The following is a 14,273-nucleotide window of genomic DNA, read 5'->3' on the forward strand; positions in this document are numbered from 1 at the left end:
CTCGTGATTGCCTGCCCTTGCGCGCTCGGGCTGGCGACGCCCGCCGCGATCATGGCCGGAACGGGCGTGGCGGCGCGGCACGGCGTGTTGATCAAAGACCCGCAGGCGCTGGAAATGGCGCATCGGATCAGGATTGTCGCCTTCGATAAAACCGGCACGCTGACTGTCGGGAAGCCTTCGATGACCGTGTTTGAGGTGGCTGAAGGCGCGGACCGGACAGAGGCTTTGGGATTGGCGGCGGCCGTGCAGCGGCTCAGCGATCACCCACTGGCGCGCGCGGTCGTTGCTGTCGCTGATGCCGAGCGGATTGAAGCCGTTTCCGCAACCGACGCGAAAGCGGTAGCCGGGCGCGGCGTCGAGGCGCGGGTGGGCGAACGTCATCTGGCAATAGCCAGCGATCGCTGGCTCGATGAGTTGCAACTCGCCGCGCCGCAACGGTTGGCCACGCGGGCGGCGGAACTGGAGCAGCTTGGGAATACGGTGTCGTGGCTGGTGGATCTGGGCGGAGAAAGTCGTTCAAGCGCCGCGCCGCAGGTGCCCGATAGACCGCGCGTGCTCGCCCTGCTCGCATTCGGCGACTCGCTGAAACCCGGCGCGCGCGCCGCTATCGAACGGCTGAAGGCGATGGGCATCAAGAGCGTCCTGCTCACCGGCGACAACGCCGGCAGCGCGGCAGGAGTCGCGAAATCGCTCGGCATCGCACCCGACGCGGTTCACGCGCATATGCTCCCCGCCGACAAGGCGCGCGTGATCGCGGAACTGAAGGCATCGGCGCAAGGTGCGGTGGCGATGGCCGGCGACGGCATCAACGACGCGCCCGCGCTCGCCGCCGCCGATATCGGCATCGCGATGGCGACCGGCACCGACGTCGCCATGGAGGCCGCCGGGATCACGCTGATGCGCGGCGATCCGGCCTTGGTGGCAGATGCCATCGATATCGCGCGGCGAACGTATCGCAAGATCCAGCAGAACCTGTTCTGGGCGTTCGTGTACAACCTGATCGGCATTCCGCTCGCGGCGTTCGGACTGCTCAATCCGATGCTCGCAGGCGCAGCCATGGCGTTTTCCAGCGTGAGCGTGGTGACAAACGCGTTGCTGCTGCGGACGTGGCGTGCTCAGGCTGGCTTGGCGCCGGTCGATGCCGATGCTGTGCGCGGTCCCGACGGCAAGCCGATCACGCGGCCCGCGTAACGGGCTTCTTTCGGCGCGTCGCGAAACATCGCTTCAATTCGGCCAGCAATATCCGCATCGAACGCTGCGGATTTCGCGCCGTTGGTTGTATCGACGTGAAGCAGCATCTGTTCGCTCGCCGCGATGGGCTCGGTTCCCTCATCCGCGAACATCTCCATGTACAAGTGGACGCGCTTGGCATCGAACGCGAGTACCGATGCCTCCACGCGAACCGCCGTACCTTCCTTGATCTCGTGCAGATAGTTGATGTGCGCCTCGAGCGTGAACAACGAGCGGCCGCGCGAAGTGCGGCCGGCATCGTCCAGGCCGATGCGGTCCATGAACGCATCGGTGGCGAGGCTGAAGATCAGCATGTAGAACGCGTCACGGAGATGGCCGTTGTAGTCGACCCATTCGGGCCTCACCGTGTCACGATGGATCGTTCGATTGTACGTCACTCGTATGCCTTCGTTAGTCCACTATGCCGTGACGGGATTTCGCTTCCGCTATGGCAGTCATCACGCTCGTGATGCAGTCGTCGCGATAGCGTTCCAGTTGCTTGATGGAGTGCGTGCCTTGCTGATCAGTCGTGCCATCCACCACCCGGTCGATGAGTTCATCCGTCAGTTTTGGCGCAACCAGCTTGGTCCACGGTAATTCTAGCGCCGGGCCGAATTGCTGCATGAAATGCCGCATACCGGCCTCGCCGCCTGCGAGCGTATAGGTCAGGAACGTGCCCATGAACGACCAGCGAATGCCTGCGCCAAAACGAATGGCATCGTCAATTTCGCCGGTGGTCGCCACCCCTTCGTTGACCAGGTGAAGCGCTTCGCGCCAGAGCGCTTCCAGCAAACGGTCCGCGATGAAACCGGGCACCTCTTTGCGGACTCTTAGCGGACGCATGCCTATCGATTCATAAAATGCCGATGCTGCTTGCAACGTTGCTTCCGAAGTCTTCTCGCCGCCCACGACTTCGACCAGCGGCAGCAAATAGACCGGGTTGAACGGGTGGCCCACGATGCAGCGCGATGCGTCTTTGGCGCTCGCGTAAAAATCCGTCGGGAGCAATCCCGATGTCGATGACGCGACGATGGCTTCCGGCTTTGCCGCCCTTGATGCTTTCTCATGCAACGTCAGCTTCAGGTCTTCACGCTCGGGAGCGCTCTCCTGTATGAAGTCGGCATCGGCGACGCATTCCTCGATGGTCGCAACAAAGCGCAATCTCTCCTGCGACGCACCCTTCGCCAAGCCCACTCGTTCGAGTGCCGTCCATGCGTTGGCGACGTTCGCCCGAAGTTGCTGCTCGGCACCCGGCGCCGGGTCCCACGCCACCACGTCAAGTCCATGCGCCAACGCTCGCGATACCCAGCCGCTTCCAATTACTCCTACGCCCAACGCAGCAAACGTCCTGACTTGCATATACCGGATTCCTTATTAATTTGGTTTTTTACTTGCTTTGATGCTTTGTGCTTGCCTTCAGGTTGAGTTTCCCGCTTTCGCACGCCTGCGTCGGCGGGGTTGAGGTTTGTGGCTTACGCGCCCTTACGCGAATTGCTCGATCTTGCGGCGGTCCAGCAAACGCTCACCGCGTGCCGGCAGGTTCAGCTTCTTTCTGCCCTCTGCCGGCGTCAGCGCACGACCGCCGAGACGCTCGATGATCTCCACCGCCCGCTGAACCAGCGTCCCGTTGCTTGCGTGCACCCCACGGTCCAGATACAGATTGTCTTCAAGACCTACGCGCACGTGGCCGCCTAATAACATCGCCTGGGCGACCATCGGCATTTGCATGCGGCCGATGCCGAACCCGGCCCACTGCGCGCCCGCGGGCATGTTGTCGACCATCGACTTGAGCGTACCTACGTCAGCCGGTGCGCCCCAGGGGATACCCATGCATAGCTGGAACAAGGGGGCATCGTCCAGTAAACCTTCCTTTTGCATCTGCTTCGCGAACCACAAATGGCCTGTGTCGAAGATCTCGAGTTCCGGCTTCACGCCCAGCTCTTGTATCCGCTTCGCACCTGCTCGAAGTTGCGCAGGCGTGGATACGTAGATCGTGTCGCCATCGCCGAAATTCAGCGTGCCGCAGTCCAGCGTGCAGATCTCCGGCAACAACTCTTCCACGTGTGCCAGCCTGGTCAGACCGCCGACCAGATCGGTACCCGCGCCGAACTGCATGGGCGCTTCACCCGCGCCAATTTCCAGGTCACCGCCCATGCCCGCCGTCAGGTTGATGATGACGTCGACATCCGACGAACGGATGCGATCCACTACCTCGCGGTACAACGCCGGGTCGCGGCTGCCGCGGCCCGTGCGCGGATCACGGACGTGGCAATGCGCAACGGTTGCGCCTGCTCGTGCGGCCTCGATGGCCGCTTCCGCGATCTGCTTGGGCGTCACTGGAATTGCCGGGTGTTTGCTCGTGGTGTCTCCCGCGCCTGTTACCGCGCAAGTCACGATCACTTCATAGTTCATGTTGCGTCGTCCTTTCAAAGACCAAGATATTGCTTAACTGCCGGCAAACCGTCCTTGCCGTCCACCGTCTTTACACCCGCGAGCCACGCATCCAGCACTTGGGGGTTTTTCTTCAGATAGTCCTTGGCTGCATCGGCAGGACGCACTTTCGCCATGACCGGGATCATCAATTGGTTCTCCAGTTGCGTGGTGAACCGCAGATTTGAAACCAGCTTGCCGGCGTTCGGGCAACGCGCCAGGAAGTCGGGGTTGGTCAGCGTATAGACGCGTGCTTCGCCGTAGTTCGGACCAAATACGGCGTCGCCGCCGGAGAGGTAGTTCATCTTGATCTGGATGTTCATCGGATGCGGTTCCCAGCCGAGGAACACGACCCACTTCTTGTCGCGCACCGCGCGGTCGACGGTGACCAGCATGCCGGCCTCACTCGATTGCACCAGCTTGAAACCGCCCAGGCCGTACTGATTGGTGTCGATCATCTTCTGGATCTGGGCGTTCGCGCTGCTACCCGGTTCGATGCCGTAGATCTTGCCGTCGAGTTCGTCCTTGTGCTTTGCGATGTCCTGGAAGGTCTTCAGGCCTGCATCGTATTCATAGCTCGGCACGGCGAGCGTGGCTTTAGCGCCCGACAGGTTCGGCGGGTCGAGCCTCTCAATCTGCTTCGCGTCGATAAACGGCTGGACCGACTTTTCCTGCACGGGCCACCAGTAGCCCAGTGACACGTCGATCTGCTTGGTCTTCAGGCCGGCGAGCGAGATTGGCACTGAGGCCTGGGTGATCTTTGGATCGTAGCCGAGGCCCTGGAACACGACAGATGCGAGCGCGGTGGTCGAGGTGATGTCGGTCCAGCCGATATCGACGAATCGAACGGTGTGGCAGCTTGCGTCTTCCTTGCTTTGCGCGGACGCGCCGAAGGAGGTCAACGCAAGTAACAGACAGGCGAGCAGCTTTTTCGTTGTCGGGAGTGATGTCATGGCTTCCTGTTCCGGTAATTTTCCGTGAGGGACAGACACGTTCGGATGTGTCCGACCGTGCGTAAAAGTAACGCCGCATAATGGCGGGGAGGCGACCGGTTGCGACCGGGAGTTGACTAATAGCGACGGATTTTTCGTTCGCACTGGATGGGTGACAAGTACCTTATCAAGTGCGAATGAATAACTAAGGATTTGGCCCCATTGCGCCCGCAATATCAGCTTGTTAGCTTGCTAATCCGATTGCAAATCGCCCCCACCGCGCAATGCCCGACACCGAAGACTTTCACTTCCTATTGCTGCCCGAGTTTTCGTCCATCGGCTTCATGTCGGCAATCGAGCCGCTACGCGTCGCCAACCGCTTCCGCGGCGCACTCTACCGCTGGCACATCCTGAGCCTCGACGGCGGCCCTGTCTGCGCCAGCAACGGCATCTCGCTCAACGCAGAAAGCGCCCTCGCCGACGTTGCCGAAGCGACCAACGTCATCGTCGTCGCAGGCTTCAACCCGCTCAGCCAATACACCCGCGAAATGGGCGACTGGCTCAGGCGTTTGGATCGCAAAGGCGCAACGCTGGGTGGTATCGATACAGGCAGTTTCGTGCTGGCGGAAGCTGGCCTCCTCAAGCATGAGCGTGTGACACTGCACTGGGAAGCGGCATCGGCGTTCCAGGAGCGCTATCCGTCACTCGCGGTCAGCCAGGAGCTATTCGAAATCGACGCGCGACGTATCACGTGCGCAGGCGGCACGGCTTCCATCGACCTCATGCTCGACCTGATCGGACGCCGCCACGGCGCTGAACTCGCCGCCCAGGTCTCCGAGCAATTCGTGCTCGGCCGCATCCGGCAACGCTCGGACCACCAGCGCATGCAGATCGCAGCACGCTACGGCATCCACAATCGCAAGCTGATCCAGGTGATCGGCGTGATGGAACAACACATGGAGGAACCTCTGTCGCCAGATGCACTGGCAGAGGAAATCGGCGTGACGCGACGTCAGCTGGAACGCCTGTTCTGCTCGGCAATGAAAGACACCCCTACTCATTTCTATCTCGGACTGCGCCTTGCACGCGCCCGCGAATTACTGCAACAAACCGACATGTCCATTACCACCGTCTGCGTGGCATGCGGTTTCGAATCACCCTCGCACTTCTCACGCACCTACCGCACGAGATTCGGCTCAAGCCCGCGCCAGGACCGCAGTTCGCCACGCGCGACGGCGCCCGTTGGGGACACCGTCGCGGCAGGCTGAAAAACTAGCTGAAACGAACTGATCACGCTTAGAACGAGTGACGGATACCAATGCGGACATCGCTTTGGGTGCTCGACGTCGACGGCGTAAAGCTATAGCCAATCACCGCGTTCACACCACTCGATGCCTTGAGGTAGTCACCCGACACATAGATGTCGGTACGCTTGGACAACAGGTAGTGCAGCCCGAGCGAGCCCATGTTCCACTTGTGGCCTTCAAACGCCGTGAACTGATAACCGCCGTACAGGATCAACGCAGGCGTGAAGTTATATGACGCGCCGCCTTCACCAACGTGCATGTGCGACGACTGTCCGAAGCCCTTGATCGTGGTGTAGGTGTAGTTGCCCAGCAGCATCAAATTGCCGAGTGCATACGACGTTCCAATTCCGAAGGTTGCCTGGCTGTCGACGTTGAACGCGGTGCCGCTGAACAAGTCGGTCACAGCGCCGGTCGCGGGGTTCACGGTTGCAACGGTTTGGCCGAGGAACGTCTTCGTACCGATCATCGCGTACGGGTCGAACGCGTAGATACCGTTAGGATTGTTCAGGCGCGTGTACGCCGTACCGACCGTGAAGTCGCCGTGCGCGTAGTGCGCGCCCAAGCTGTACGCGCTCTTCTCGTGGAAGTCGCCTGCAACGTTGCCGAACGAGTACAGGCCGCCGAAAGTCAGGCCGCTGATATCGGGCGACATGTACTTGATCGAGTTCGGCAAGCGGTCGCCGTTCATGCGGTCGAAGTCGCCCTGGTGAATGGCATAGCCGCTGCCGAACGCGGAGATGTTGTAACCCTCCATGAACTCGTTCGTCAGGTCGAGCTGGTTACCCGCCGAGATCGTGCCCCACTGGTTCTGCAAGCCCACGTACGCTTGACGGCCGAACTCCGCGCCACCAAAAGCATATTGGCCACTGCCGATGTGAAAGCCGGACTCGAGCGCGAAGATCGCCTTCAATCCGCCGCCCAGATCTTCCGTGCCCTTGAAACCGATCCGGTTGCCGTAGGAGACGCCGTCGTCGAATTTGACGACATGCGAGCCGCCCGTGTTGTTGACGTAGGTAATGCCGGCGTCGAGGATGCCGTACAGCGTCACGCTGCTTTGCGCGTGAACCAAGGCAGGTGCAGAGACGGCACCTGCGCTCAACGCCAGGGCCGCCAGCTTCACGGCATTTCGCTTCTTCATCGTTGATTCTCCCTGATACCCGCTTTTGCACGTTTCGTTGGACCGAGCGAGGTCCGCGTTGCTCCGGCGATGGATTGACATCGCGCAACGCTTCTCACTCGAATTTTTTATTGCAGAGACTGGTGTATTACAGTGATCTGACGCATGGGATGCTGGTGCATGCACTGAGATTCAAGCGCATGCACCAGCCTTGCAAAAGTAAGAGGCCATATTTACTGGGGCTCGACCTTTTGCGACGCAAATCTGTCCAGTTGCGACCCACTGTTGTTATTTGGAACCCAGCGCTGTTTGCACGGCCTGCCACCCATTTGCGCCCGTAGCCGTGGTAACGCCGTCGAGCCAACCCTTCACGAGATCCGGGTTGCGTTTGAGCGCCGCTGCAGCAGCGGCATCCACGTTGGTCTTGTTTTGAAGGACATCGGTGATGATGCCGTTCTCCAGGTCGACGTTAAACGTCATCTGCTTGAAGAGACGTCCCACGTTCGGGCATTCGCCCGTGTAACCCGCTCGCGCGACCGTATTGACCGTCGCTCCGCCGAAGTTCGGGCCGAAGTATTTATCGCCGCCATCGAGGTAGGTGAGATGGAACTTCGTGTTCATCAGGTGCGGTTCCCAGGCAAGGAACACGATCCATTTCTTGTCGCGCACGGAACGTTCGACTTGCGTCAGCATGCCGGTTTCACTCGACTCCACCAGCTTCCAGCCATTCAGTCCGAAGGCCTTTTCATCGATCATTCTCTTGATGTTCTGATTCGCCGGTGCGCCGGGTTCAATGCCATAGATCTTGCCGTCGAACTTGTCCAGATTCTTCTGCAAGTCAGCGAACGTGTGCACGCCTGCTGCGGCCACGTAGTCCGGCACGGCCAGCGTGAACTTCGCGTTGGTCAGGTTCGGATGCACCACGTCGATCGACTTCTCATCGACGAACGGCTTCACCAGCGGTCCTTGCGCGGGCATCCAGTTACCCAGGAAAGCGTCGACCTGGCCTTTCTTCAAGCCCTGATACGTGATCGGCACTGACAGGTTCGAGACGCTCTGCTTGTAGCCGAGCGCTTTCAACACGACACCGGCCATGGCGTTGGTGGCATCGATATCGGTCCAGCCCGGGTCCGCCATCTTCACCTGCTGGCAGCTTTGAGGCTCGGCCGCGACCACCGAACCAATGGATGCGCAGAGTGCCGCAATGCAGAATAGCGCGTGTTTAAAGGGCTTTTTCATGTTGGCTTCCTGTGGGTGAGGTGGTTTCGCGTGCGGTTTATTTTGGTGTTCAGCGGCTTGGGCTTTAGCGCGTGACAGCGGGGAAACGCGCCATGGCTTCGAGCGTGTCGAGGTCAATGTGATTGCGCATGTAACGTTGGCTGGCATCTACCGACGGCTGCCAGTCCCATGATTCGATACGGCCTTGCGTGGTCGCTTCAAAATGAAATTGCCGGCGCCGCTGGCTCTGCACGACCTCTTCGCGCAACGCATCGAGATCCCAGCGTGCGGCGATCTCCTCACGAAACGCCGCCACCCTTACCGCGTGTTCCGGCAGCATCGCGAGGTTGGTGCGTTCGAGTGGATCGGCTGTAACCTTGAAAAGCTGGTCAGGATCCGAGGGCGTATGGATGAACTTGAAGTCCCCGCGGCGCAGCATCACGATGGGCGCAATTGCACCTTCAGCCAGGTACTCGCCGATAGCTTCATCGTGTGCCTGCGGCTCGCCGCGCAGATGCGGCACGAGGCTCCGGCCATCGAGCGCATCGGGCCATGTGGATCGCGGCGCGTCACGGCCCAGTTCCACGAGCGTCGGCAGCAAGTCGAGATGTGAGACCGAAGCGCTCACATGCGCCGCCTTGAATTGTCCTGGCGCGTGCACGATCAGCGGCACGCGGCAGCCGCCTTCGAAGAACGTCATCTTGTACCAAAGGCCACGTTCGCCCAGCATCTCGCCATGATCGGACGTCACGATCACGATGGTGTCATCGACCAGTCCCGCTTGGTCAAGCGCTTCAAGGATCGCGCCGAATTGCGCATCGACGTACGAAATCGCCCCGTAATAGGCATGGCGTGCATTGCGAATCTGCTGGTCCGTCGGCGGCGTCTTGTCCGTTTCGCACACATAACGCAGGCGCTTCGAATGCGGGTCGGCGGCGTCCAGCGTGTCCCGGTACGCCGGCATTTGAATGTCTTCGTCGCGGTACATGTCCCAGTATTTCTGCGGAATCGCGTACGGATCATGCGGATGCGTGAGCGACGCCACCACGCAAAACGGCCGATCGTCTTTCCCGGCTTGCCGCTCTCGCGCGATGTCGAATAATTTCTGGCGCGTGGTGTAGGTCACTTCATCGTCGAAATCGAGTTGATTGGTGCGCACGCACGGTCCCGCATCGATCACGGAACTCATGTTGTGATACCAGCTCGGACGCGTCTCGAAGTCGTCCCAGTTCGGCGTCCAGCCGAAATCCGCGGGATAGATGTCGGTGGTCAGGCGCTCCTCGAAACCGTGCAATTGGTCCGGGCCGCAAAAGTGCATCTTTCCCGAGAGGATCGTCCGATACCCGTCCGCGCGCAGGTAGTGGGCGAACGTTAATGTTTGCGACGGAAATTCGGCGGCGTTATCGTAGGCACCTATCGCCGAGGGTAATTTGCCCGACAAGAATGAAAAGCGCGACGGCGCGCAGAGCGGGCTCGCGCAGTAAGCTGAATCGAAGACCACGCCTCGCGCTGCGAGCGCGTCCATGTTCGGCGTCTTCGTGACGTGGTGGCCGTACGCCGACAACGCGAACGGGGTCATTTGATCAGCCATCAGAATAAGGATATTTGGTTTGCGTTTAAGCATCGGGGCGAGGCTCGAATAGAATCAGGAAGGTGGCGCAGCATGGGCATCGCGCGGTGGACGGTCCGTGCCGCACATCACTATTGCCGTTCATTTCGCCGCTGTGAAGAGAGCAAAACGTTATGAACTCATAAGGGAGACTTATGTCGAGACAGGATCGTTTGCCGCCCATGCAGGCGCTGTCGATGTTCGAGTCCGCCGCGCGTCTCGCCAGCTTCACCGCCGCCGCCCGCGAACTGGGCTCCACACAGCCGGCAGTCAGCCAGCGCGTGGTGCAACTCGAGGAGAACCTCGGCGCCGCTCTATTCGAGCGCGGGCACCGGGGCGTAACGCTGACCGAGGACGGCGTGCGCCTGTTCGAAGCCGTTCGCCAGAGTCTCGACACCATCCGCGTTGCCACCAACGACATCCGGGCGCGGCACGCGGCGCCCGCGCAGCGCTCGCTCAAGCTCCTCACCGACTTCGGCTTCGCCACGTATTGGCTGATGCCGCGCCTGTCGCAATTCAAGGCGTTGATGCCGGATGTGGATGTCAGGATCACCACTGCGCAAGACGTGCTCGCCGCCGATCACGATCATGCGGATATCGTGATTGGCTTCGGCGATGCAGCAACCGACTGGGCCGGACGCGGAACGGTCAAACTATTTCCCGAGCGAGTCACGCCAGTATGCAGCCCGGCGTTCCTCGCGCGACACGGCAAGCCCCGTGATCCTTCAGACCTCATCAGCCTGCCGCTGCTGCATCTGGAACCGACGAACCCGGAGCGCTGGCTGTCGTGGCATGGCTGGTTCGCGGCGCACGGGTTGGCGGCACCACCTGCGCATCGCGGCATCACGTTCAATAGCTACGGCTTCGTCGCGCACGCGGCCATCATGGGCCAGGGCGTGGCGCTTGGCTGGGAGCCGCTGGTGGATGAACTCGTTGCAAATGGTCAACTGATCCAGTTGTTCGACACACCGGTCACAACCGACGGCGGATATCTTTTGAATGCGCCACGCGCTCAAACTTTGACCGTCTGTGCGTTTCGCGACTGGCTGCTGGCTGAATGCGGCGTGGCCGCCTGAACTCGGGCGAGTAGCCACCTGACGCTCCGATACCAGCGTCACGGCGTTTAGCTTCTAGCCGCCGCACCATGCAATTTGTTCTACTGCAACGTATGCGCGCTGCGTTCGCGGCGCTGCCATTCGCATAGTGGAGAACCGCATGGCCGGCAGCAACCTCACTAGTAACGTCACTGACACCCTTTCTCATCAACTCGTACTGACGGTCGCGTGCCCTAGCGCAGCGGGACAAGTCGCCGCCGTGGTGGGCTTCCTAGACCGGCACCAGTGTTACGTCGATGAACTCACCGTCTTCGACGACGACCTCAGCCAGCGCTTCTTCGTACGCTGCGTGTTTCACGGCGTGGATCATGATGAAACGCTGCAGATCGCCGCGTTGCAGCAGGAATTCACGCCGATCGCCGAACGTTTCTCCATGACCTGGGCCATTCACAAGGTGGCGGCGCGGCCGAAGGTGCTGATCATGGTGTCGAAGCTCGAGCACTGCCTCGCGGACCTGTTGTTCCGCTGGCGCATGGGCGAACTGAAGATGGACATTGTCGGGATCGGGTCAAACCATCGTGATTTCGAACCGCTTGCCGTGCAGCATGGCCTGCCGTTCCACCATCTCCCGATCACTGCAGAAACCAAGCCGCAACAGGAAGTGCAACTGCTCGATTTGTTCGAATCGTCCGGCGCGGAGTTGATGATTCTCGCGCGCTATATGCAAATATTGTCAGGCGAGACGAGCCGGAAACTGGCCGCGCGCGCGATCAATATCCATCATTCGTTCTTGCCCGGGTTCAAAGGCGCGAAGCCTTATCACCAAGCGCATACGCGTGGCGTGAAGCTGATCGGTGCAACGGCGCATTTCGTGACCGATGACCTCGACGAAGGGCCGATCATCGAACAGGTAGTTGAGCGCGTGGACCACTCGTACAAGCCGGAGCGCTTGCTGGCGACCGGCCGCGATGTGGAATGCATCACGCTTGCTCGCGCGGTAAAGGCGTTCATTGAACGGCGCGTGTTTATCAACGGCGACCGGACCGTGGTGCTGTAATCAGCCTTTGAAATTGGGCTTTGAAATAAAACAACGCCGCTAAAAAGCGACGTTGTTTCGTTGGAGCTAAGGCTCAGGGTTTTTAATTAGCAGTCCAGCTAGACACACGATCGCCATGTGCGCTCACCCACGCGTCCGCAGCAGCGGCCGGCTTCGCGCCGTTCGTGGTAGCCAGCATCACGCTGTCGATCTCACCCGGTTTCCATTGGAACTTCTTCAGGAAAGCGACCACAGTGGGAGCCTTCTGCGCGAGTCCCGGATTCACCACGCTGTCCACATGCTCGGCTTCACCGAATACCTTCTTCGGATCTTCCAGGAATTTCAGCTTGTACTTCGCGAACATCCAGTGTGGTTTCCAGCCCGTCACAATGATCGGCTTCTTCGCGTTTTCCGAACGCGCCAGTTCCGCCGTCATCGCACTGCCAGAACTCGGCATTAACGTGTAGTCCAGACCGTATGCCTTGATCGCTTCGCTCGTCTTCGACATCACGCCCGCACCGGCATCAATACCGACAATACGCCCGCCGAACTCAGCCTTCTTCGCTTCGAGATCCGTCAAGCTCGTCACGTCCGCATCTTCCGGCACGATCAGGCCAATCTTCGCGTCAGGAAAGTTGGTACCGAGATCGACGACCTTCGTCTTGAAGTTTTCCCAGTACGCGCCGTGCGTGACCGGCAGCCACGCTGAGAGCGTAGCGTCGAGGTCGCCACGCGCCACGCCCTGCCACATCACGCCGGCCGCGACCGGCACGAGTTGCACCGGATAACCCAGCTTTTTCTCGATGATCTGAGCCGCCACGTTCGACGTCGCCACGCTGTCGTCCCAGCCTTCCACGTAACCGATCTTGATGGTCGGTTTCGCGTCGGCGGCAATCACACCCGCGCTGGTTGCAGCCAGCGCAGCACTTAAAGTGCTCAAAACAAGCAGTTTTTTGATCAGTCTCATTGTCGTACTCCCCTTTGCGGTCCACACCATTGAGGCTTTAGAATCACCGGCCAGAAAAACGCCGACTGGTTATTTTTCGACACCCAGTTGTCTGGATGCGACCTCGTTTAATCCGGCTGCGTCGCCGGCCCTGATGAATACCCTACTTATCGACGACAAGATCCGTCAGCGGCTTGCTGCAACACAACAGCACCATGCCCTGGTCGATCTCGCGCTGGCGAATGCCGCCGTTATGCTTCATCTCGACTTCGCCCGATAGCAGCTTGACCTTGCAGGTGCCGCACATGCCTTGCGTACACGATGCCGGCAAACGGACGCCCGATTTCTTGGCCGCGTCCAGAACGTGCTGCGTGCCGCCGCACTCGATCTCGCGATTACTCTTGGCAAAACTCACCTTGAACGTGGTCTCTATAGGCGCGGCGACGATCTCAGGCGAGAGGTCAAAGCCAACCGCGCTTTCGCGCATCTCCGCGAACGCCTCAGTAGATTGCAATGCATTCGCGACATGAGCGGTCGTCAGTTGCGCCGCGACTTCTGAAATCGTCTCGAAGGAGAAGCTTTCCTCGTGATAATGCGAAGTGTCGAAGCCACCTTCCGCTAGCAGATCGCGCACCGCTTTCATGTACGGCGCCGGACCGCACGTAAAGATTTCCCGCTCCATAAAATCCGGCGCGACAAGCTTGAGCAGCGGCAATGTGAGGAAACCCGTCACGCCGGGCCAGTTCGTCCGCGTGCCCACCCGTTCGCACACAAACGCCGTGCGGAAGTTCGTCTGGTTCGACGCAATCAGGTCGAGTTCGCGCGCAAAGATGATGTCGTCGGGCGTGCGGGCGCTGTGCACGAACACAATATCGCGATCCTCGCCGAGTTCGTGATGCGCACGGCTCATGGACATCAACGGCGTGACACCCGATCCCGCCGATAAAAACAGGAACTTGCGTGCCGGATGCCGCGCGCACGTGAACTCGCCGGCGGGTCCCAGCACGCGAACCTTGCCACCTGTCTGAAGATTGTCGTGCAGCCAGTTCGACACCTTGCCACCCGGCACACGCTTCACCGTGATGGAAATGGTGTGAGGACGCGTAGGCGGCGAGGAGATCGTATAGCAGCGATTGATCGATTCGCCGTCGATCTCCAGCTCCAGCGTAATGAACTGACCCGGCTCGAAAACGAAGGTCCGTTCAGCCGGCGCACGAAAGAAAAAGCTCTTTACGTCGTGCGTTTCCTGACGAACGTGGCAGCAGACGAGCGTCTCGTCGGTGTCGCTATCCCAACGGGCGGGAAGCGTGCCCCAGAACTCAGGCTGAGTCACTCGGTTCGGGGCAGGCTCGAACGTCGCCTGATCGCGCATCATCTGTTTCTCCGCTGTAGC

The 14,273-nt window shown here is 60.2% G+C and carries 13 protein-coding genes; 4 read left to right on the plus strand and 9 right to left on the minus strand.

Going from position 1 to position 14,273, the window contains the following annotated elements:
• A partial coding sequence (locus JWR14_RS01760) for a heavy metal translocating P-type ATPase (RefSeq protein ID WP_299700317.1) occupies nucleotides 1-1,191 on the plus strand: 1,191 nt, incomplete at its 5' end.
• Here the strand turns inward: JWR14_RS01760 and JWR14_RS01765 are convergent.
• The 4 genes from JWR14_RS01765 to JWR14_RS01780 all read right to left on the minus strand — a co-directional run bounded on the left by JWR14_RS01765 (nucleotide 1,116) and on the right by JWR14_RS01780 (nucleotide 4,613).
• The gene (locus tag JWR14_RS01765; RefSeq protein ID WP_299700319.1) at nucleotides 1,116-1,628 is read right to left on the minus strand and encodes a thioesterase family protein; all 513 of its coding nucleotides are present in this window, start codon (nucleotides 1,626-1,628) and stop codon (nucleotides 1,116-1,118) included. The genes JWR14_RS01760 and JWR14_RS01765 overlap by 76 nt on opposite strands.
• A gap of 13 nt (nucleotides 1,629-1,641) precedes the next feature.
• Nucleotides 1,642-2,589 (minus strand): L-carnitine dehydrogenase, encoded by a 948-nt coding sequence (locus tag JWR14_RS01770; RefSeq protein ID WP_299700320.1) that lies wholly within the window; start codon nucleotides 2,587-2,589, stop codon nucleotides 1,642-1,644.
• Between the two features lie 123 nt (nucleotides 2,590-2,712).
• The gene (locus tag JWR14_RS01775) at nucleotides 2,713-3,642 is read right to left on the minus strand and encodes a 3-keto-5-aminohexanoate cleavage protein (RefSeq protein ID WP_158940349.1); all 930 of its coding nucleotides are present in this window, start codon (nucleotides 3,640-3,642) and stop codon (nucleotides 2,713-2,715) included.
• Nucleotides 3,643-3,656: 14 nt separating this feature from the next.
• On the minus strand, nucleotides 3,657-4,613 hold the full coding sequence (locus tag JWR14_RS01780; RefSeq protein WP_299700325.1) for a choline ABC transporter substrate-binding protein: 957 nt from the start codon (nucleotides 4,611-4,613) through the stop codon (nucleotides 3,657-3,659).
• Nucleotides 4,614-4,876: 263 nt separating this feature from the next.
• Between JWR14_RS01780 and JWR14_RS01785 the strand changes: the two genes are divergently transcribed.
• On the plus strand, nucleotides 4,877-5,860 hold the full coding sequence (locus JWR14_RS01785; protein WP_299700327.1) for a GlxA family transcriptional regulator: 984 nt from the start codon (nucleotides 4,877-4,879) through the stop codon (nucleotides 5,858-5,860).
• Nucleotides 5,861-5,888: 28 nt separating this feature from the next.
• Here the strand turns inward: JWR14_RS01785 and JWR14_RS01790 are convergent, their stop codons facing one another.
• The 3 genes from JWR14_RS01790 to betC form a co-directional block, all read right to left on the minus strand.
• Nucleotides 5,889-7,037 (minus strand): porin, encoded by a 1,149-nt coding sequence (locus JWR14_RS01790; RefSeq protein WP_299700329.1) that lies wholly within the window; start codon nucleotides 7,035-7,037, stop codon nucleotides 5,889-5,891.
• A gap of 267 nt (nucleotides 7,038-7,304) precedes the next feature.
• Nucleotides 7,305-8,255 (minus strand): choline ABC transporter substrate-binding protein, encoded by a 951-nt coding sequence (locus JWR14_RS01795; protein ID WP_299700331.1) that lies wholly within the window; start codon nucleotides 8,253-8,255, stop codon nucleotides 7,305-7,307.
• Between the two features lie 64 nt (nucleotides 8,256-8,319).
• A complete protein-coding gene (betC, locus tag JWR14_RS01800; protein ID WP_299700333.1) occupies nucleotides 8,320-9,858 on the minus strand; it encodes a choline-sulfatase in 1,539 nt (512 codons plus the stop codon).
• A 140-nt stretch (nucleotides 9,859-9,998) separates the two neighbouring features.
• Between betC and JWR14_RS01805 the strand changes: the two genes are divergently transcribed.
• Both JWR14_RS01805 and purU read left to right on the plus strand, forming a co-directional pair.
• On the plus strand, nucleotides 9,999-10,919 hold the full coding sequence (locus tag JWR14_RS01805; protein WP_299700335.1) for a LysR family transcriptional regulator: 921 nt from the start codon (nucleotides 9,999-10,001) through the stop codon (nucleotides 10,917-10,919).
• Nucleotides 10,920-11,058: 139 nt separating this feature from the next.
• Nucleotides 11,059-11,955: a formyltetrahydrofolate deformylase gene (gene purU / locus JWR14_RS01810; RefSeq protein ID WP_299700337.1), complete on the plus strand. Its 897-nt coding sequence runs from the start codon at nucleotides 11,059-11,061 to the stop codon at nucleotides 11,953-11,955.
• Nucleotides 11,956-12,037: 82 nt separating this feature from the next.
• On the opposite strand, the gene JWR14_RS01815 is transcribed toward purU, so the two are convergent.
• Complete coding sequence (locus JWR14_RS01815; protein ID WP_299700339.1) at nucleotides 12,038-12,901, minus strand: glycine betaine ABC transporter substrate-binding protein; 864 nt, start codon at nucleotides 12,899-12,901, stop codon at nucleotides 12,038-12,040.
• 142 nt (nucleotides 12,902-13,043) lie between these two features.
• A complete protein-coding gene (locus JWR14_RS01820; RefSeq protein ID WP_299700341.1) occupies nucleotides 13,044-14,255 on the minus strand; it encodes a hybrid-cluster NAD(P)-dependent oxidoreductase in 1,212 nt (403 codons plus the stop codon).
• Between the last annotated feature and the right edge of the window lie 18 nt (nucleotides 14,256-14,273).

Origin of the sequence: Caballeronia sp. (assembly GCF_028292365.1) — a bacterium.
Lineage (GTDB): Bacteria > Pseudomonadota > Gammaproteobacteria > Burkholderiales > Burkholderiaceae > Caballeronia.